The sequence below is a fragment of the Acinetobacter sp. genome, assembly GCF_036666595.1.
In the GTDB taxonomy this organism is placed as follows: Bacteria; Pseudomonadota; Gammaproteobacteria; order Pseudomonadales; family Moraxellaceae; genus Acinetobacter.
In genome coordinates, this window is the sequence record NZ_JAVWVO010000012.1 from 62,579 (window position 1) to 83,001 (window position 20,423).

At 40.2% G+C, this 20,423-nt stretch carries 19 protein-coding genes and 1 pseudogene; 7 read left to right on the forward strand and 13 right to left on the reverse strand.

Annotated features, from left to right (window positions below; translation table 11 throughout):
• Window positions 1-6: 6 nt before the first annotated feature.
• From RR876_RS14160 to RR876_RS14170, 3 genes are read right to left on the reverse strand one after another with little or no spacing between them, the layout of a single operon-like run.
• Window positions 7-1,539 carry a 2-oxo acid dehydrogenase subunit E2 gene (locus RR876_RS14160; protein WP_332478064.1) on the reverse strand — a complete coding sequence of 511 codons (1,533 nt, stop codon included), beginning with the start codon at window positions 1,537-1,539 and terminating at the stop codon, window positions 7-9.
• Window position 1,540: 1 nt separating this feature from the next.
• A complete protein-coding gene (locus tag RR876_RS14165) occupies window positions 1,541-2,560 on the reverse strand; it encodes an alpha-ketoacid dehydrogenase subunit beta (protein ID WP_332478065.1) in 1,020 nt (339 codons plus the stop codon).
• A gap of 15 nt (window positions 2,561-2,575) precedes the next feature.
• Window positions 2,576-3,538, reverse strand: coding sequence for a thiamine pyrophosphate-dependent dehydrogenase E1 component subunit alpha (locus RR876_RS14170; RefSeq protein WP_131323475.1), 963 nt, complete (start codon window positions 3,536-3,538; stop codon window positions 2,576-2,578).
• Between the two features lie 341 nt (window positions 3,539-3,879).
• Here RR876_RS14170 and lipA point away from each other — a divergent pair, with 341 nt between their 5' ends.
• The gene (gene lipA / locus RR876_RS14175) at window positions 3,880-4,854 is read left to right on the forward strand and encodes a lipoyl synthase (protein WP_332478066.1); all 975 of its coding nucleotides are present in this window, start codon (window positions 3,880-3,882) and stop codon (window positions 4,852-4,854) included.
• Between the two features lie 224 nt (window positions 4,855-5,078).
• Complete coding sequence (locus RR876_RS14180; protein WP_332478067.1) at window positions 5,079-6,170, forward strand: transcriptional regulator; 1,092 nt, start codon at window positions 5,079-5,081, stop codon at window positions 6,168-6,170.
• A gap of 315 nt (window positions 6,171-6,485) precedes the next feature.
• Here RR876_RS14180 and RR876_RS14185 read toward each other — a convergent pair.
• Window positions 6,486-6,760, reverse strand: a pseudogene (locus RR876_RS14185) (NAD-dependent malic enzyme); the annotation flags it as partial.
• A gap of 721 nt (window positions 6,761-7,481) precedes the next feature.
• Between RR876_RS14185 and RR876_RS14190 the strand changes: the two are divergent.
• Window positions 7,482-8,780, forward strand: coding sequence for a dicarboxylate/amino acid:cation symporter (locus RR876_RS14190; protein WP_086209421.1), 1,299 nt, complete (start codon window positions 7,482-7,484; stop codon window positions 8,778-8,780).
• Window positions 8,781-8,837: 57 nt separating this feature from the next.
• On the opposite strand, the gene RR876_RS14195 is transcribed toward RR876_RS14190, so the two are convergent.
• Window positions 8,838-9,338 (reverse strand): Dps family protein, encoded by a 501-nt coding sequence (locus RR876_RS14195; protein WP_126036199.1) that lies wholly within the window; start codon window positions 9,336-9,338, stop codon window positions 8,838-8,840.
• A gap of 405 nt (window positions 9,339-9,743) precedes the next feature.
• Between RR876_RS14195 and ribA the strand changes: the two genes are divergently transcribed.
• The 4 genes from ribA (at window position 9,744) to RR876_RS14215 (ending at window position 12,228) form a co-directional block, all read left to right on the forward strand.
• Entirely contained in the window at window positions 9,744-10,346 is a 603-nt protein-coding gene (gene ribA, locus RR876_RS14200; RefSeq protein WP_332478068.1) for a GTP cyclohydrolase II, read from the forward strand.
• A 138-nt stretch (window positions 10,347-10,484) separates the two neighbouring features.
• A complete protein-coding gene (locus RR876_RS14205) occupies window positions 10,485-11,057 on the forward strand; it encodes a nuclear transport factor 2 family protein (RefSeq protein ID WP_332478069.1) in 573 nt (190 codons plus the stop codon).
• Window positions 11,033-11,530, forward strand: coding sequence for a chalcone isomerase family protein (locus RR876_RS14210; RefSeq protein WP_332478070.1), 498 nt, complete (start codon window positions 11,033-11,035; stop codon window positions 11,528-11,530). Before RR876_RS14205 ends, RR876_RS14210 begins: the two co-directional genes overlap by 25 nt.
• A gap of 11 nt (window positions 11,531-11,541) precedes the next feature.
• Window positions 11,542-12,228: a response regulator transcription factor gene (locus RR876_RS14215; protein WP_332478071.1), complete on the forward strand. Its 687-nt coding sequence runs from the start codon at window positions 11,542-11,544 to the stop codon at window positions 12,226-12,228.
• A 17-nt stretch (window positions 12,229-12,245) separates the two neighbouring features.
• On the opposite strand, the gene RR876_RS14220 is transcribed toward RR876_RS14215, so the two are convergent.
• The 8 genes from RR876_RS14220 to RR876_RS14255 form a co-directional block, all read right to left on the reverse strand.
• On the reverse strand, window positions 12,246-13,568 hold the full coding sequence (locus tag RR876_RS14220) for a HAMP domain-containing sensor histidine kinase (RefSeq protein ID WP_332478128.1): 1,323 nt from the start codon (window positions 13,566-13,568) through the stop codon (window positions 12,246-12,248).
• A gap of 35 nt (window positions 13,569-13,603) precedes the next feature.
• Window positions 13,604-14,653 carry a cyclopropane-fatty-acyl-phospholipid synthase family protein gene (locus RR876_RS14225; RefSeq protein ID WP_332478072.1) on the reverse strand — a complete coding sequence of 350 codons (1,050 nt, stop codon included), beginning with the start codon at window positions 14,651-14,653 and terminating at the stop codon, window positions 13,604-13,606.
• Window positions 14,654-14,661: 8 nt separating this feature from the next.
• Window positions 14,662-15,441 (reverse strand): DUF1295 domain-containing protein, encoded by a 780-nt coding sequence (locus tag RR876_RS14230; RefSeq protein ID WP_259234434.1) that lies wholly within the window; start codon window positions 15,439-15,441, stop codon window positions 14,662-14,664.
• Window positions 15,442-15,465: 24 nt separating this feature from the next.
• A complete protein-coding gene (locus RR876_RS14235) occupies window positions 15,466-16,671 on the reverse strand; it encodes a cyclopropane-fatty-acyl-phospholipid synthase family protein (protein WP_004981573.1) in 1,206 nt (401 codons plus the stop codon).
• Window positions 16,668-17,456, reverse strand: coding sequence for a DUF1365 domain-containing protein (locus tag RR876_RS14240; RefSeq protein ID WP_332478073.1), 789 nt, complete (start codon window positions 17,454-17,456; stop codon window positions 16,668-16,670). The genes RR876_RS14235 and RR876_RS14240 overlap by 4 nt, the downstream gene beginning before the upstream one ends.
• A 9-nt stretch (window positions 17,457-17,465) precedes the next feature.
• Window positions 17,466-18,749: an FAD-dependent oxidoreductase gene (locus tag RR876_RS14245; protein WP_332478074.1), complete on the reverse strand. Its 1,284-nt coding sequence runs from the start codon at window positions 18,747-18,749 to the stop codon at window positions 17,466-17,468.
• Window positions 18,746-19,732: an acyl-CoA desaturase gene (locus RR876_RS14250; RefSeq protein WP_332478075.1), complete on the reverse strand. Its 987-nt coding sequence runs from the start codon at window positions 19,730-19,732 to the stop codon at window positions 18,746-18,748. Before RR876_RS14250 ends, RR876_RS14245 begins: the two co-directional genes overlap by 4 nt.
• 132 nt (window positions 19,733-19,864) lie before the next feature.
• A complete protein-coding gene (locus RR876_RS14255) occupies window positions 19,865-20,413 on the reverse strand; it encodes a lipocalin family protein (RefSeq protein ID WP_332478076.1) in 549 nt (182 codons plus the stop codon).
• Between the last annotated feature and the right edge of the window lie 10 nt (window positions 20,414-20,423).

The window sequence follows — 20,423 nt, forward strand, 5'->3', positions numbered from 1 at the left end:
TTCCTCCTACACCAAAATTAATGCAGGATTTTCGACAAACTGCTTAAATGCCGATAAGAATTGAGCACCCAATGCACCATCAATGACACGATGATCACAAGACAATGTTGCTGTCACCATTTCACGAACAACAATCTCATCATTTTCGACGACAGCACGTTTCTCTGCTGCACCTAAGGCCAGAATTGCACCTTGAGGTGGGTTAATAATGGCATCAAACTGTTGAATACCAAGCATTCCCAAATTGGAAATACTGAAACTACCGCCTTGAAACTCATCAGGTGCTAGTTTTCCAGTTTTGGCACGTGTCGCCAGATCACGCATATCATTGGAAATTTGTGCCAAAGATTTACGGTTTGCTGCTTTAATAATTGGCGTGATCAGTCCATTTTCGATGGCCACAGCAACCGAAATATCAGCCTGTTCAAACTGTAAAATCTGCTGATTTTCTTCATCAAACTGAACGTTGACCTGTGGAACTTTGATCAGTGCTGCGGCAGCAGCTTTAATCAGCATATCGTTAATGGACAGTTTTACTTGCGGTACGGTACTGTTAATTTGCTGACGCAAAGCCTGAACCGACTCAACATTTAAGTCTATCGTTAAGCGAAAATGTGGTGCATTACGTTTTGCTGCTTGTAGCCGTGAAGCGATTGCTTTACGCATACCATTCATAGCCACAGTGGTAAATTTTGCTGACTCTGTTGGATGCACATGATCATGTTGAGCTTGTACAGGGTTTTCACGTTGATATACAGCTTCAACATCTTCCTTGCAGACTCGTCCACGTGAACCCGATGCACGACAATCATGCAAATTAATGCCCCATTGTTTTGCCAAACGGCGGGCAACAGGTGTTGCTAGAACATCACTATCATCTGCTTTAGATTTCGCGGCTTTCGTACTGGCTTGATGACGCACATCTGGCCAAGAACCACCAGCAGCTTGAACTGCGGCCTGAACATCTTGAACACTAATACGACCTTCACGTCCAGAACCAGTAATCTGAGACAAGTTTACATTATGCTTTTCAGCCAATTTCAAGGCATGTGGCGTTGCAAAAATATCATCGCTTTGTTGGAAGCCTTGTAACGTAGCAGGAATTGAATATCCACCCTGAGGCACCGCTTTTGATACATGACCAACACTGTTTTGTTGAGGAGCAGCTTGTACTTTGGTTTCAGCTTGAGCCACAGCTAATTTTTCAAGAACCGCTGCTACCGCTTTATTTTCAGTTACAGCAGGTGTTCCACCTAAGGACTGTGCAAATGCTTCAACTTCTACATCGGAAACTTGAGCGTCTGCACAAATTGCAATGACTCCACCTACGACAAGGGTGTCACCATCTTTAGCAATAATTTTTCGTAGCAAGCCATCGAAAGGTGCTTCCAGAACATTGACGATTTTTGTGGTTTCAATTTCACAAATTTCCTGTCCTTTACTAAATTGCGTACCTTCCTGAATCAGCCATTGGGCAATCGTGCCCTCTTCCATGGACAAACCCCATTTTGGGATTTCTAAGGTTTTAATTTCGCTCATCCTAAGCCTCCAACGTCTTACGTACAGCCTGTTCGATGCGTTCTACACTAGGGAGCCATTCTTTTTCCAATACTGGCGAAAATGGTACTGGTGAGTGCGGCGGTGTGACTAATTCGATCGGGGCTTTAAGGTAGTGAAAGCCTTTCTGGGCAATAAGCGCAGCCACATCATGTCCGAAACCGCAACGCGCTGCTGATTCATCCACAATCACCACACGACCTGTTGAAGCCACTGATTCTAAAATACCGTCTTCATCTAATGGGGAAATGGTTCTAGGGTCAATCACTTCAACTGAAATGCCTTCTTTTGCGAGCTTATCAGCGACTTCATTGGCACGGTGCACCATAAGGCTTAAGGCAATAATAGTAATATCTGTCCCTTCACGAGTGTAATTTGCGATACCAAAAGGAATAGTATAGGCCTCATCTGGTACTTCGCCCTTAATGTCGTACAACAACTTGTGTTCACAAAATACGACAGGGTCGTCATCGCGGATTGCCTGAATTAATAGTCCTTTCACATCATAGGCGCTCGAAGGCACTACCACTTTTAAACCAGGCACTGAGGCAAACACGTTATATGGCGACTGAGAATGCTGTGCTGCGGCGGAAAAACCTGCACCGATCATGCCACGTATAACGAGTGGCGCTTTGGCTTTGCCACCAAACATGTAGCGGAATTTAGCCGCTTGGTTATACAGCATGTCATAGCACACGCCGTAAAAATCCATAAACATTAAATCTGCCACAGGTCTTAAACCCGTTGCAGCAGCACCTGCCGCCATACCAATAATGGCAGATTCTGTAATTGGAGTATCAATGACTCGTTCAGAACCAAATTCAGTCCATAAGCCTTTGGTTACACCAAGTACACCACCAAAGCCTTCCAGTTTATTGTCATCGGTATTTTTACCACCATGCCCACCACGAACATCTTCACCAACCACAATGACACTTGGGTCTCGGCGCATTTCTAATTCAATTGCTTCTTTAATTGCGTTTCGATAACTTTTATTTGGCATTTTTCTACTATTCCTTTAGTAAGAGACGTAAACATCAGTAAGTAACTGAGAGACTTCTGGGTACTTAGCTGCGCGTGCTTTTGCAACGGCATCGTCTACATTGGCTTTAGACTGAATATCAATTGCATCCAGTTTGGCTTCGTCAATTTTGCCCTTGACTTTTTCACGGAATATTTTCAATGGGTCTTTATGTTCTTTGACATAATCCAGTTCTTCTTTGGAACGGATAAGCCCCGGATCACCTTCAAAATGTCCATAAAAACGGTTGGTTACCGTTTCAATCACACTCGGACCTTCACCACGGCGTGCACGCTCAATAGCTTTTTGCGCAACCTCATACACAGCAAAGAAGTCTGTTCCGTCTACCTTTTCAGCAGGTAAGCCAAAACCTGCTGCTCGACCTGCAATATCTTTACTGCCTACGGCATAGTCATGTGCAGTACCTTCACCGAAGCCGTTGTTTTCAAAAACAAAAATGACAGGGAGCTTTAACACGACAGCCATATTAATGGCTTCAAAAGTTAAGCCCTGATTTGACCCGCCATCACCGGTAAATGATAGACCAATCCCACCATTCTTGAGTGTTTTGGCGCTTAAAGCAGCTCCAATCGCTAAAGGTGGGCCACCACCCACAATACCGTTTGCACCGAGCATGCCTTTATCTAAGTCCGCAATGTGCATTGAGCCGCCTTTACCACGACACAAACCATCATCTTTGCCAAAAATTTCTAACATCATGGCGTGAATGTCACAGCCCTTAGCAATACAATGTCCGTGACCACGATGCGTTGATGTAATGAAGTCCTTGTCTGTTAAATTTTCACAGATCCCTACGGCAACAGCTTCCTCACCGCTATATAAATGGATAAAACCGGGAATATCACCTGTATTATTTTCATCGTGAAGTCGATCCTCAAATTCACGAATGTCGCGCATTCTTTTGTATGCTGCTAGCAATTGCTCTTCCGTTAATTGCATATCTTTGTTCCTTATTAACTACGCTTAAAAGAAAATCCAAAAATGAAGGGTTGGATTTTTAAACCGTATATTTATATAAATATATTTTTATTTAATTTCATATTAGACTAAAAAAATATAATGCATAAAAAGATGAGAAAAATATTAAAAACAGAAGGTTATGAACTTAAAAATTTTTTAAAATTTTACAATAGTTCAATTACATATGAAAACAAACCTTTAACCAACCTTTATTTTATATGATAAGTTTTTTGCCCTGTTTTAATCTTATTAATGCTTTTAAAGCAGCTTATTTAATATCGGGGTCTATATTAATTATTTTAAACGATGGAGTGTTTGGAATGGATTTAAATAACACAGTATTAACTGGAAAGAAGCTACGTGGCGCTGAAAAAATGGCGCGTATTCCAATTAAAGTTGTTCCAACGGAAACGACACCGAAAAAGCCAGAATGGATTCGGACCAAAATTAGTCAACCTGAGGAAGTTCAAATCATTAAGGATTTATTACGACAACAGAAACTACATACGGTTTGTGAAGAAGCGGCCTGCCCCAATTTGCCACAATGCTTTAGCGGAGGGACTGCAACGTTTATGATCATGGGAGATATTTGTACTCGACGCTGCCCATTCTGTGATGTCGCACATGGTCGTCCTAATATCCTAAATCTTAATGAGCCAAAGCATCTGGCTGAAACAGTCAAGAATCTAAACTTAAAGTATGTCGTGATTACTTCTGTTGATCGAGACGACTTAAAAGATGGTGGTGCACAGCATTTTGCAGATTGCATTCGAGAAATTCGTCAAACTAGTCCAGAGACTCTGATAGAAATTTTGGTTCCTGATTTTCGTGGTCGTGCAGATATTGCCCTCAAGATTCTGAGTCAGACCCCACCCGATGTTTTTAATCATAATATTGAAACCGTTCCACGTCTGTATAAGGCCATGCGACCAGGCTCTGACTATAAGCACTCATTGGATTTACTCAAAAAATTTAAACACTACTGTCCCGACATTCCAACCAAATGCGGTTTGATGGTCGGTTTAGGAGAAGTCGAGGCTGAGGTTATTGTGTTATTAAATGATTTGAAAGATTATCAAGTGGACTATGTCACAATCGGTCAATACTTACAGCCATCCAAATCTCATGCGCCAATTCATCGTTTTGTTACGTTGCAAGAGTTTAAGCACTATCAAACACATGGAGAGCGCTTAGCGTTTAAAAATATTTGGAGTGCGCCATTAGTACGATCAAGTTATTTTGCAGACCGTCAGTATCATGGTGAGGCTGTGCCTAGCCCTTACATGAGCGAATGAATTTTCATCCTATTTACGTTTATTAACATTTCAGATGGAAATAGTCATTTTCAGCTCATAAGAACACTTTTAAAGTAACTCAAGGACTGGTACAGCCAAAAGATATGATTTAACCAAGCAAAGATAAAACCATTTAAAATCTAAGCAAGAAGAAATGACTATAAATTTAGAAGCTCATTTCTAAAGTTTAAAAATATTACAGTCTCATCATAAAGGAATATGATATGTATCTGTTCAATACAGCACCTGCAAAAAATCTGCAAACAACCCATTTAATTAATCAACATACTGTTCATGCCGCTCCTGTTTTAGCCTTACCTCCAGAAGATAAAACTTCTTTATTTCGCCGCTCTATCCAACATAATTATGCCGACTTACTCAAAATAGCTGATGATTCAGATATGGCGATTGGTCTTACAGATCATCAAGGTACTCTCTTATGGACATGGAGTAGTTCTGCAATGCTTTCTTCTGCCGAACAGGTTCATTTTATTGAGGGTGGGCATTGGTCTACACAGGCTGTTGGGACCAATGCGATAGGTATGACTTTAAACAGCCAAATATCAAGTTGTGTCTATTCTCATGAAAACCAAATGGACAGTGTTCGAGATTGGGTTTGTTATGCCGCACCGATCTGGGATCCGACATCAGGGCAATTTCATGGCATTATTAACCTTTCCACAAAATATAAAAAACATACTCCTTTGGGGCTGCTTGCAGTTGAACGCTGTGCGGATTTAATACAACGAGCCATAAAGTTTGAACAGCAAAATTTTTTATACATTAAGGCGCTAGGCTCGCCTTGGGTTCAATTTAATGGGCATACCTTGAACTTAAGTCACCGTCAAATTGAAATACTTTGCATTTTAGCTTTGCATCCCCATGGCATTGGTTTAGAAGAGTTACACTATGCCCTTTATGGTGAGCGTAGTGTCAGCCTAAAAACCCTAAAGGCTGAGCTTTCACAACTTCGTAGCCTATTACCTCATTCAATTGAGGCTCGGATTTATAGGCTTAGCTGTGAAGTCCAGTGTGATTTTTTACGTGCTGAACAATCATTAAATGCAAATCTTATTTCCAGTACATTCTCGCTATATAAAGGTAGCTTTTTATCTAAATCAGATAGCCCTTTACTAAGTACTTGGAGACATTGTTTTGATGCCCGTTTAAGCCAGTTGATCTATCAAATAAAGGATATCGATCAATTATTACGAATTATTGGGCAAACACATGATCGAATTGATGCGGTACAGCGTTTATTAGAGTTATTACCACAGGACAGTATCCACCGTAATTATTTTTCAAATCTGATTTAGATTTGATCTATTGCCTCAACTCTAAAGTTTTATTGTGTAGCCGATTGAAAAGGAAGTATGACTTTCATACTTCCTTTAATAAAATTTAAAATTGAGAACTAACTACAGTGAAGTCTAGTAATTCACTTACCTAGCTTTGACACCTAGTTTGTCGCTGCAAGGTGTACCCATGCCATTACTACAGCTTTAATAGTTAAAGCCACCAAATCTTCTAGGTCTAAGTTATGTAAGTGTGACTTACCATAAGCGCACGCCTATGCCGTGATGGTGATGATAAATATCTGAGAATGCTGACTAGCCTCACCCACCTTTGCAGGTATAAAAGATAGGCATCCCCTTTCTTAAAGAGGTTTTAATGAGGTGATAGAACAGGGTTTCGTTGATGTCTTGAATGTTACGCAAGTAAAAGTGTTTATTGATCGCATCATTAAAAACACAGTATTGTTAGGATTAGTGACTTTATTCTTCAATAATTTCTTCAACGTGTAGAATTAAACCATGCAAGTTGAAGAGAGCGCTCTCTTCTTCCGTAACGCGGGTCCTTTATTTAACAGCGGCAACTCAAGTAAGGTATTGCACGCATAAGGGATGTTTTGTCTTTAAAAATTCTTTTGTTCTTACCTATCTCGTTATATATAGATTTAGGTCATCTTATGAGTAGAATCTATGGATCTAATTTATTTTTTAGCTTAGTGTAATTTTACGTCTTTTGGTATTTATAATCGTGATGTAATTGTAAAAGTAATTTAGTTTGAAAATAAAATAAAAAATGAAGATATTTTTCTTAGTGAAAATGAGTTTCAAGATGGTGCTTACTTCAGTTCTAAATTCTAACTTACTTTCTAATTAACACTATTTCTATTTATTAATATAATAAAATTATTAAATGGTGATTATATGTAATAAAATATTTATTAAATTTAAGTAAAAATAAACAAAAAATAAAATAAATTTAAATTTTGTAGTATTCATTTTTCATTGAGATAATTATAAATATCATAAAAATTAATAAGATATAAATATACAAGAATTTACAAATATGGAAATGCACCATATTGGATCTATATTAACTTATTTTTGATTCATTGTGGTGCGGCAGGTGTTTATTAACTAGCGCTACTTTGGTGCATTAATAATTAATTGTTAAGCATGTCTTTAATATATGGATTCCATATTAACATTTCGAAATCTTATGACCTGATTGTTGTTTTTTTCTATAAACTGCCTGCTCTTCTCAAACAGAGTGGTTTCATGCTTCAAATGTTGCATGGTTGCGTAATTTAAAATTTGATCTAAAAAGGTATATAGATAATGGAATTCAGTACCCTTGAACCAGAAGTTATAAAAAAGAAACAGAAGTTTCATCAAATATTATATGTCCAGGTAATATTTGCAATTATCTTAGGTATATTATTAGGTCATTTTTACCCTGAGTTTGGTGAAAGCCTAAAACCTTTAGGCGATGCATTTATTAAAATTGTTAAAATGATTATTGCTCCGGTAATTTTTCTAACAGTTGTTACGGGTATTGCTGGCATGACTAATATGAGTCGTGTTGGTCGTGTGACTGGTAAAGCGATGTTGTACTTTTTTACCTTCTCATCATTAGCTCTTATTGTAGGCATGGTAGTGGCAAATATCATTCAACCCGGTAAAGGTTTGAATATTGATCCAACTACATTAGCAAATGATAAAGTAGCTGATTATGTAGAAAAAGCACATGATGCGACTTTAGTCGACTTTTTCATGAATATTATTCCTAAGACACTAATAAGCCCTTTAGCTGAAGGAAGCATTCTACAAGTCTTATTTGTCGCAGTTCTATTCGGTATTGCTTTAGCTGCAATTGGTGACCGTGGTCGCCCAATTGTTGATATTCTAAATAATTTGACAGCTCCTGTATTTTATTTAGTCGGAATGTTAATGAAGTTAGCTCCAATTGGTGCTTTTGGAGCAATGGCATTTACAATTGGCGCATACGGTATTGAAGCTATAGGTAATTTGCTATTACTGATAATGACTTTCTACATAACATCGTTGTTGTTTATACTTATTATTTTAGGTGCGGTAGCTCGCTACAATGGTTTTTCAATTTTAGCTCTTATTCGATATATTAAAGATGAATTATGGCTTGTATTAGGTACAAGTTCATCAGAAGCGGCCCTACCCACTTTAATGCAAAAAATGGAAAAAGCTGGTTGTGAAAAGTCTGTAGTGGGCCTAGTAATCCCGACAGGGTATTCATTTAATCTTGATGGTACTAATATTTATATGACCATGGCAGCATTATTTATTGCTCAAGCATGTAATGTAGACTTATCAATTGGTGAACAAATAGCTCTTTTACTGGTAGCAATGGTTAGCTCTAAAGGAGCAGCTGGAGTAACTGGTGCAGGATTTATTACGCTAGCGGCTACATTGTCTGTTGTACCAGCAGTACCTGTTGCAGGAATGGCATTAATTTTAGGTATTGATCGCTTTATGTCAGAATGCCGTGCATTAACCAATCTAGTAGGAAATGCTTGCGCAACAATCGTTGTTGCTCGTTGGGATAATGCTTTGGAGAAAGATGTACTAGATGAAGTTTTAAATAAACCAAAATCATCTTAATCTCTAGTTTATTCAAACCCTTGAATAAATATATATTCAAGGGTTTTTTTACATCTATTAATCTTCTAAAAGACTTCTTAACATCCATGCAGTTTTTTCATGTACTTCAAGTCTTTGTGTAACTAAATCTGCTGATGGCTGATCGTTTACCTCATCGACAATTGGAAAAATTCCTCTTGCTGTTTTTGCAACAGTTTCGTGAGCATTCACTAATAAACCAACCATTTCTTGTGCTTTTGGAACACCCTCTACTTCCTTAATTGCGGTCAATTTAGCAAACTGTTTGTATGTACCAGGGGCAGGGAAACCTAATGCTCTAATACGTTCTGCTATAGTATCTAAAGCATTCCATTGTTCAGTATACTGATCCATAAACATGTTGTGTAAACTATTAAACTGAGGCCCTGTAACATTCCAGTGAAAATTATGCGTCATTAAATATAAGGTATAACTATCTGCAAGTAATTTTGACAGACCAGAAACAATCTTTTCTCGATCATTATGCGAAATACCGATATCAATCTTTATTGCTTTTACTTCTTTTTTAGGACTAGCCATGAATCTCTTCCTTTTGTAATAAGTACATAATATTAAAAATTTAAAAAATGAGAACAAACTGAATGTAGAGCTTAACTATTAAGACTCTATATCAACCTACTCAGAAAGCAATTGCGAGTAAAAAGTTACCATTTTAAAAATAGTCTATATCATTCCTAATGACTGTTAATTTCGATCTTAGTTATTATGCATATAAAAATTGTATATTTAACATCCAACTAAAAATGATTTTAGAAAACTTTTCAAATCTAAAATTAGAAGTAACTCATTGATTTTTTATTGAAATTTACTTAACACGCTAAAAACTCTTGTGTTTTCACATAAATTTCACTATCTGAGAACTATTTTAGCTGGAAAGTAATAGTTGCAAGTTTCTAAATTCTTAAAATACAGGGGTATAGTTAAATGGCTATAGAATTTGTTTCCAAATCAAAGTTACCTACTGCATTTGGCTATTTTGAAATTATAGCATTTCAAGATCAAAAGACTGGTGAAGAACATATCGCTCTTGCTAAAGGGATAAATGCTGCTCCCAATCAACCTGTATTGGTCAGAATACATTCAGAGTGCTTAACAGGTGATGCTTTTGGATCACTCAAATGTGATTGTGGTCCACAATTACACTCAACCATGAAGATGATTCATGATGCCGGTCAAGGTGTCATTTTATACCTTCGCCAAGAAGGCCGTGGCATAGGACTAACCAATAAAATTCGGGCCTACGCACTTCAAGACCAAGGACATGATACCCTTGATGCAAATTTATTATTAAACCTGCCAGAAGATGCTCGTAAATATGACATGTGTACCATTATGCTTGATTATTTACAAATAAAAGACGTCAAGTTGATTACAAATAATCCATTTAAAATCAAATCTTTGACTGATTTAGGAATTAATGTTGTTGAACGTATTCCTTTAAAAGTTGGTTTAAATATCTTTAACAAAGCTTATTTAGAAACAAAGCAAAAACGTATGTCACATATGTATGATAATAGTGACTTTTAAAATATTTAATAATAGAAAAACTGTTTGAATAGTCATAAAAATTCTATTATATGAACTACATTTAACTTTCATCTTCACATTCTATTCACCTTAACTCACCTAAAGTATAAAAATAAACTGTGAAGATGGACAGTGAACATGAATCAAGTCAAAACGTTAATGGCAATTGCCTTATCCTTACCAGTGCTTTTCCTGTCTGGATGTAAAAGTGTTCCTCGTTATTCCTCTGATTATGCAAATGCCAGAACGAGTATTCAGGGAATACCCTTAGATGATGTAAAAGCACTAGAAATCGGTACCCGCTTCACTTCGGCATTTAATACCTTGGGCACACCTAAATTCGTTGAAAATGCTGGAGCACTGTATGCAGATCAGCTTTTTATTAACGATACTCTGTCGCAATTTTCATCGCGTAAAAAACTGCTTGAACATTTTCACGGTATGAACCAGCGGGTGAGTAATGTAACTGTCAGTCTATTAAATGCTTCATATCATCAAGACTCAGCCTATGTGCATTGGCATATGGTTTATGATTTTAAAATGTTCGGGAAGACACGAACAATGGATTCATTTGGAATCAGTGAAATAAAGGTCAACCCAAATCATCAGATTATTTTCCAACAAGACTTCTGGGATCCGGCCAATGGTCTGTATCGTTCTTTGCCTTATGTAGGAGGAACCTATTCATGGGTACTGCCTTTCAAAAAGTAGCCATAACCACTGTACTGATGCTTGGGAGTTTCGGTTCGTGGGCGCATGCACAAACCTTAAATAAATGTGGTAATGGCCCACTAATGGTGGGACAAAAACAGGTCGGTGTGGCCAGTTACTTTGCGCAAAACTGTAATCAGCCTTGGCAAGGCCAAAACATGCAGATGGATTTTACCTATACGCAGAATATTCCAGAATGGGCATTCAAACGTGCAGCCAGACATCTACTCCAACGTAATATCAAAGATCAAAAGATTCAGGCTGTTTTCAATCCAATCACCAATCTGTATCTTCCAGTGAACTCAGGAGATCTATACCAACTAAAATATAGCCATGCCACACACACATTAAGCCTATACTTAAACCAGAAACTGCAGGGACAACTCCAGAACCCATTAGCCCAGCAATATTTTAATATATGGCTAGGTCCTCAGCCATTTAGTGCTAAATTAAAACAGCAATTAATAAAGTAGTCTCTACAGTTATGTCTAAACATTTTATTTTGATGGTTGAAGATCATTACGAACTGGCATCTACCCTATGCGAGTTTCTAGAAGAGCATGGTTTTGTGGTCGATCATGCTCGAAACCTAAATGCTGCGCGCCAATTGCTCAAGCAGCAACGCTATCATATTTTACTTTTAGATATTAACTTACCTGATGGTTCGGGTTATGAACTATGTGAATGGCTACGAAATAAAGAAGGTATGGACCTCCCCGTGCTGATGCTCACCGCACGCGATACGTTGAATGACAAACTCAAAGGTTTCAATTCAGGCACGGATGATTATCTAGTCAAGCCATTTGACTTTAATGAGCTGGTGGTTCGAGTCAAAGCTCTGATCAAGCGTTCACAGGGCGAAGTCTCCTCTAGCCGTCTTCAAATTCATGATCTTATTCTGGATCCTGCAACACAGCAACTGACTCGTGGAGGACAAACCATTGAACTGCCCCCCATTCAATTCAAACTGCTCAAACTACTGATGCGTCATTCGCCTAAAGTTCTGACTAAACAGGAAATTATGATAGAGCTTTGGGGGGATCAAGAGCCTGAAAGCGATGCCCTGCGTAGTCATATTTATAATTTGCGTAAAATGGTCGATAAACCTTTTGAGCAAAAACTAATTCACACCATATCGGGTGTAGGGTTAAAGATCACTTTAGAAACTTAAGCTCTAGAAGCCCAGCCTTAATTTAAATACACGACGACAATCAGTCCAGTCGTCATCGCCAGATCAACATCCTGATGGGTATTGAGATAATACTGCCGATCAAACAATTCCACTCGCCAGCCAAGCTGCTTGCACAACTTCTGTACCAATTGCAGTCCAATGCCATGACCTTTGATCTCTAATTGCAATTGCTGCCCCGACAGTTCTTGCACCTTTGAGTTATTCGGTAAAGGAATGCCGACACCATTATCTGCAATCAATACTGTATTTTTTTGCAAAATGACATCAATTTCTGTGCCTTGTGAATAATTCAGTGCATTCCGCAAAATATTGCCAAATACCATTTTGGTCATCGACGGGTAAAGTTTACGTGGCTGTTCGTTTAGATCTTTTTGAAAATTTATCCGCATGCCTTTGTTATGGCTAACACTATCCAGATCCTGAACTAGATTTTCCAGACATTCTGAAAGCATAGTCGATTCAGCGGTTAAAGTATTGGCGGTATTGCGGGCGATAGCCAGTAGTGTGTCAACTAATAGTTGCATGTCTTCAATGGTGTTGTTCAAGCGAGTAAATGATTTATTGTCCCCATAGCGTGCCTGACACAACTGCACATTGCCTTTTAAGATGGTAAGTGGTGTGCGAAGCTCATGACTGACATCACCAGTAAATTCACGTTCACGCTGAATAAACTCGCTTAATACCTGATGATATTTTTCTAGCGCCTGCTTCAGATATTCCGCTTCCAGATTTGAATCAGTCCGGATGTCATGAAACGGTGAAGCCTGATTTTTATAATCTTCCCAATCAATATGTTCCAGTGCGTTGGCAAGCCTTGTAATGGGAGAAAAATAGCGCCGGGCACGACGGTTCCACCACCATAACATACTATAAAGTACAAACAAGCTGACCATCAATGGTGCCAGACCAAACAGCCAGACCAGTTTATTGACATTGCTTTCGCCAAAAACCAATAGCACATGCTGCCCGTCTTTTTCACCATAAACGGTCATGCGTTCCTTGCCATCGACAAAATGCCGATTCACCCCTTGCTCAAGTGACATATTCTTAAATTGGGAGGGTGGCACAGTGTTCCAGCGGTAACCATACAGGTTTTTGGTATCGGGCAATTCTGCGGCAGGATTACGTTCTAATCGCTGCCAGTAGTGTGACATCTCCTGTTCTAGCGCCGTTCTGAGCAAAGAACCTTTAATCACCCAGGCACTGAAGCCAATCCCAATCACCACAGACAGGGCAATGAATCCGATTTGCAGCCAGTAGTAGCGGTTAAACACCTCACCCAGAGGATGATCACGTTTGTCCCTAAACAGCTTTAACATTGATGCATTCCCCGCTGGCCAATCCCATTGTTCAATTATACGGCTTTCTTCTTTAACAGAAAGTGGCCAATGACCCACTCGCGTCCATGGTCATAACCAAATAGCTCGGCACAGGCCATAAAGAAAATCCGCCAGCGCTGCCACCAGATTGCGGCATCCGCGCCATAAGTTTTTTCAAATAAGGGCTTTAGCTCGGCCTGTTTACCATCCATATTTTCTAGCCAAGCATTTGCGGTACGTTCATACTGCGTACCCGCCCATTGCCAGTGCTGTTCTAGCTGTAAATGCTGCTGAAAATGTAGGAAAGTTGAGGCTGCTGGCATCAAACCACCACTAAAGAAATATTGCGACATCCAGTCAAACTCATTTTTGACTTCAAACGGGTAATGCAAGAAACGATGACAGAAAATATGACACCACAATAAGCCATCTGGTTTGAGCCAAATACTAATATTTTCAAACAGTTTTTGATAGTTGCGTACATGCTCAAACATCTCCACCGATACCACACGGTCAAATGACGCAGGTTCAAGTTGCAACACATTGACATCACAAGTGATCACATTAAGGTTATCCAGTTTTTTTAAACGGGCTTGTTCCTGAATATACTCGCGCTGCGTTGAAGAATTTGACACGACTGTAATACGGGCCGTTGGATAATGCTCGGCCATATATAGACTTAAAGAACCCCAACCGCAGCCAATTTCCAAAATATCCTGCCCGTCTTTCAGTTGTGCTCGCTGGCAATAGCATGCAAGGGCAGCTTCTTCGGCTTGGTCTAGCGTCATATCGGCATGTTTAAATAGACTCGCGCTATATTTCAAACGCTTACCGAGTACTGCCTGAAAAAATGCGGTCGGCAGTTCATAATGCTGCTCATTGGCTTTGTCTGTCTCAATGGCAATTTCGCTGTTTTTCAGCATGGTCAGCACATCCATATAGCGCTGCGCTGCCAATGCGGGGTTAAACCGACCTTCTTGTGCCAAACGTTTTTTGCTCAAGATTTTAATACCAGCACGAATCACTGGGTCTGGCACCTTGCCATTTTCGATCAGTTCTAAAGATTTTTGAATCATAAAGTCCATGTATTTACCTACTCTTTGGGTGGCCACGGAATAAACATTGAAGTTCGTCGTTGATAGTCTTTATAGTTGTCACCACGGTGGGTGAGGGCCTGTTTTTCACTAAATGGAATACCCGTAAAGTAGTACAGGAATAGCCACATCAGCAGCGGATAAATCCATAATTCATAGCATCCTGCTGCCAGACCGAGCACTGGATAGGCAAACCAATGCAGCCATTCAAAAAAATAATTCGGATGGCGTGAGTATTTCCACAAGCCCTGATCCATGGTTTTACCTTGATTCTGTGCATCTAGCTTAAAACGGTAAAGTTGCTGATCGGCAGTGCTTTCGCCTATCAAAGCCGATAGCATGATCATGCCCGCCACAATCACAGTGACCAAAGTCCAGTCATTCCATTGCTGGGTCGAAATACTTAACAACTTCAGCATTGGGTACGAAAACAGTAGAGCCAAACCTGCCTGAAATATAAAAAACACCAGGAAACCAAGATGCTGATAATCCCCCATCGCTCGGCGCATGTTGGCATAACGCGTGTCTTCTTGGGTTTCATTGGAATAGCGCCGTAACAGATGCCAAGTCAGCCGTGAAAACCAGATCCCACTCGCCAGTCCCAGAAATAACCGAACCAACATCGGTGCACTGTCAATCGCCCAAGCGGCAATAATCACATTAAGGGCAATACTGAAACTCCAAGCGACATCGACCAGCCCCGCTCTGCGGTTATAGGTCACTAACACCCAGCTACAGAGCATGATGAAGACATTGAGCAAAAATAAATCTAGCAGCATGTCGCCCTCCTGTTTTATTTCTGCTTAGTAAGCACTGGCTTCAAACAGCAAATGAACATCACTGATCACACCTTCCCTAAAACCACCTTCGCAATAACACAGATAAAAATCCCACATACGTATAAAACGCTCATCAAAATCAAGTTGCAGTACTTGATCACGCTGCTCCAGAAAACGCTGGCGCCAACACTTCAGGGTTTGTGCATAGCTTTGACCAATATCTTCCAGATGTTTGAGACGAAGTTTTTGCTCAGAAGCCGTTTGCGTCATCACACTGATACATGGAATAAAACTACCGGGGAAAATATAACGCTTAATGTAATCTACCGTATTTAAAGCTTTAACATAGCGTGCATCTTCAATCGTAATCGCCTGTATCAAGGCTAGACCATTCGGCTTGAGGAGCTCGCGGCATTTTCGGAAATAAGTTGGTAAATATTGCTCACCAACTGCTTCAATCATTTCAATGGACACCAATTTGTCGTATTTACCCTCGAGTAAACGGTAGTCCTGAAGCTGTACAGACACCCGATGAGACAGCCCTGCTTCAGCAACTCGGGCGAGTGCTTCATCGTACTGAGCTTTGGAAATGGTAATGGTGGTCACCTTACAGCCATAATGCTGAGCCGCATAAATGGCAAAGCCTCCCCAGCCGCTGCCAATTTCAACCAAATGGTCCATCGGTTGCAATTGAAGTTTTTGGCAGATCAGTTCTTTTTTATAATCTGAAGCTTGTTCCAAGCTCATACAGGGTTCTTTAAACACCGCACTGGAATACATCATGCTGGAATCTAAGAACAATTTAAAAAAATCATTGCTCAAGTCATAATGCTCAGCAATATTCTGACGACTACCATCAATCGAATTCTTGCGGGATTTATACCAAGCCTTGAGTACCAACTGGCTGGCTTTTGCCACTACATTTTGATTCATCCGATCAAGCACATCACGATTACGTGCTAGAATACGAATTACGTTGACCAGATCTTCACTGCTCCAGTAACCACGAATAAAGCCTTCTGCTGCCCCCAGTACACCATTACGGAACAGCAAATCGATAAGGCGTTGGTCGTGAACTTGAATTACTGCATGCAAGTCACTGTAATTTTCCCCGACCAGACCATTCCAGATACCTTTAAATATTAGCTGACCATGACGCAATTTCAGCATATGGCGTAGGACTATCGGCAGTTCGGTATGCTCTCCCATTAACAGTGTTTTCATAGTCATGTCTTTCCTTTTTCTTTTTTAGGATGCCGATAAAACGGAATTTTCTTTTTCCATAAGCGCAAAGCATGTAGATAAATCCCGCTCACCATCCTAAAGGGCTCAAGAACTTTTAATACAGCATATCGATGTTGCTGTGAAGGAAGTGTGATGGCTTGCAGCTTAAATTTCATCGTGGCATCAAATTGCAATATTTCTTGTTCAAACAGCTGCATGTGAATCACATTTTGCTGTTCTGAAAAGCTAAAACGCCAACGATAATCCAGTGACATCGGCATGAATGGTGACACATGAAAGGTCTTTTTAAAGTCAAACTGGTGGCTCTGGTAAGGCGTATGTTTAGTTACATTATGGCGACAATCGTGAATGTACACCTGACGTTCATTCCACGGTGTATTGGTGATTTCACTCAGTATAAAAATCAGTTGATCGGTCGTATCAAAGATCAAATAAAACACCACAGAATTAAAACGAAAACCCAGTGTGCGTGGTAAAGCCAGTACACGAATAGATGCAGCATGTGGTAAATGATAGTTTTCGTGCTTGATCAGTAACCGTGCAACTTTCTGCCGAATCGAGCCATATTCCATGTTTAGAAAGTCACGTTCATCCAAGGTCAATAAATTCCAGCGACTAGAAGACCAGAACCAAGATTTTTGGGTAAAATTTGCCAGTTGATCCGGATCAAAGCATAAATAGCTAAGCTTCACCTTAAAAGCATGTGATTTGGGCAAATAGCGACGATGGCGAATTTCGGTAGAAGCGATAGCCAGTGGATACATTTGCATTCTGTACTCCTAAGCCGCTTGCTCAGTGTGTTGCAGCAACTGATTTACAACCCATGAAGCACTACGCGCTCCATCTTCATGAAAGCCCCAGCCCCAGTAGGCACCACAGTATGACGTCCGGTTCTGACCATTAACCTCAGCCCAACGTTGTTGTGCCTCAATCGCGGCAGCATCAAATACTGGATGACGGTAATATCGTTCTACCCATATTTTTTTCGGATCGAGGTTAAAGTTAGGATTGAGTGTGGCAAAGATTTGGGTTTTACAATTCAGGTTTTGCAACTGGTTCATCCAGTAACTGAAACCATAATGCATGCCACTATGCTGGAATGGAGTTGATTCAGTTGCATAGCTAGGTGTTACATGTACATGCCAGCTGGCCCATTGGCGTCTGGATTTGGGCATGATATGAGTATCGGAATGCACCACCATATGGTTATCCTGATAACGAAACTTGCCAAGTACTTCAAGCTCTTGTGCGCAAGGGTCTTTAAGTAAATTCAAGCTGTCATCAGCATGGCTCGCAAAAATGACCCAGTCAAAACGTTCACTGCCCTGTGCCGTTTCAATCACTACATCATCGGCACTCCGGGATACATGAAGCACACCTGTCTTGCGGAAAGTCATATTCGATTGGGCCTGAATGGCACGAACATAACGCGCTGATCCACCCTTGACCGTAAGCCACGAAGGTCGCTCTTTCAGCTGCAACATACGATGGTGCTGAAAAAAGCTCACCACAAATTTATACGGAATCTGTCCAGCTTGCTCTACTGGACAGGACCATAGCGCCCCGCACATCGGATAGAGATGTTCCTGACGAAAGGCTTCGGAATAGTCATGTCGATTGAGATATGCATCAATACTGAGCTGAGCATCGACCTGTTCAACATCAATATCTTTATTCGCCGCATAGAAACGGAACAGATCCGACAACATCACGCGAAAATCAGCGTTAAAGAAGTTTTGCGGTCGGAACAACAGCGAGAATTTTTTTGAAGGATTGTACTGCAAGCCAGTGACTTGATTGTTGACCGAAAAGCCCATGTCACTGCTTTGCGATTGAATCCCGAGTTCTTTGAGCATTGCACAGAACAGTGGATAGTTATGCTCATTAAATACAATAAAGCCACTGTCCACCGCGACCTGTTCGCCATCTATATTCAACTGATGGGTATCGGTATGGCCGCCAAAGTAATTATTCTTTTCAAAGACGGTAACGTCATGCACTTTACCTAATTTCCAAGCCGCATACAAACCGGAAATACCTGAACCAATAATCGCAATTTTCATGGTGATTCCTTCGAATGAATTGTAGGAGTGCCTGTTTTGGCTACTTTTCTCTGTTTTCGAGCTTGTGCAATTTTACTGACGTCATAGACCCGCGTTGGAATTGGCTTTAAACCCCAGACTATCCCGAGCCAAGACATAATTTTTAGGAGGTAATAGGTTACATCAATCTGCCACCAGTAAAAGCCCTGTCGGGTACTGCCTGCATAATAGTGGTGATTGTTGTGCCAGCCTTCGCCCAAAGTAATGATAGACAAGAATAAATTGTTGCGGCTTTGATCATCAGTGTCAAAATCACGGCTACCGTAATGATGCGCAAGTGAATTGATACATAAGGTCGCATGGATCAGCAACACGGTGGACACCACAAATCCCCAGACTAGTAATTGCAAGCCGGAAGTCCCCAGTTGCGGCCAAGCTATTGCCAGCCATTCTCCTAGTACATAAATCCCACCCGCGGTCAACAGCACAACAATTAGACTAAATCGGTCTAGCCAGATTAATTCCGGATATTTCAGCCAGTCTTTGATTACTTCTTTACGCGTGGCAAAGTTATATTCATTCAGAAACCAACCCACATGGCTATACCAAAAACCGTGGGTAGATGAATGCGGGTCTTGTGACGAATCTGTATAGCGGTGGTGATAACGATGATGGGCTGCCCACCATAAGGGGCCACGCTGTGCACTCATGGTACCTAGTAATACAAATAGGAACTGCACTGGACGCGAGGTCTGAAAGGTTTTATGCGATAAATAGCGATGAAAAAAAGCCGTAATAGAAAACATACGAATCAGGTAAAACAGCAGCATAAAGCCAAGTGCAAACCACGACACTCCCACCCAGAACACGGCTAGACAAGCCAGATGCAACAGAATAAAGGGAAAAATCCTCAACCACTGAATCTTTCTATTTTCAACCCTCTGTGTTTCGGGCGCTGTGGGTGTAGACCAGCTATCTATCCATCGCATCAGACTTTTCAACATGGACTCATCCTACTTTCGAGCGATTGTATTTATTCTATTTGATGAGTGTAATCAGTCAGGTATGAATTTTATGTGAAGTAAAAAAAAACCGAACTGTAGAGAGATTTACCAGTTCGGCAAAAGGTTAGCAGATTAATGAGGCAATTTGATAAGTTTTGTCACGTCATAGCCATAATCTTTCGCAGTGTCTATATATGACTGATAAGTTGCTTCATCTAGTTGCGGTTCACGTGTCAAAATCCATAGGTATTTATTACTTGGGCCACCCACAAGTGCCACTTTATATTCCGGGTCTACTCGTAATACCCAGTAATGACCTTTAGTAAAGGGTATCCATCTTAAACCTTTAGGCAAAAAGCTGACCTTTAATTTGCTATTTCCCCTATTTTGCGGATATGCAACTCCTTCAGAACTTATCATCTCACCATTGGCAGTTCGACAACTATTCAATACATTCACTGTCTGATCGTCATTAACACTATATTCTGCGTTGATATTAGCTATACATTTACGCTGAAAATACATCGGTAAATGAGAAATTTCATACCATTTTCCAGCATATTGTTGAATATCAACTTCATCTACAGCCTGAGGTGTAACAGTTTCTGCTTGAGCAGTCATAGACAAACTGATCATAGCCAGCGCCGCAGCTGTAAAAAATGACTTGAATAAAGTATTCATTTTTAAGCCT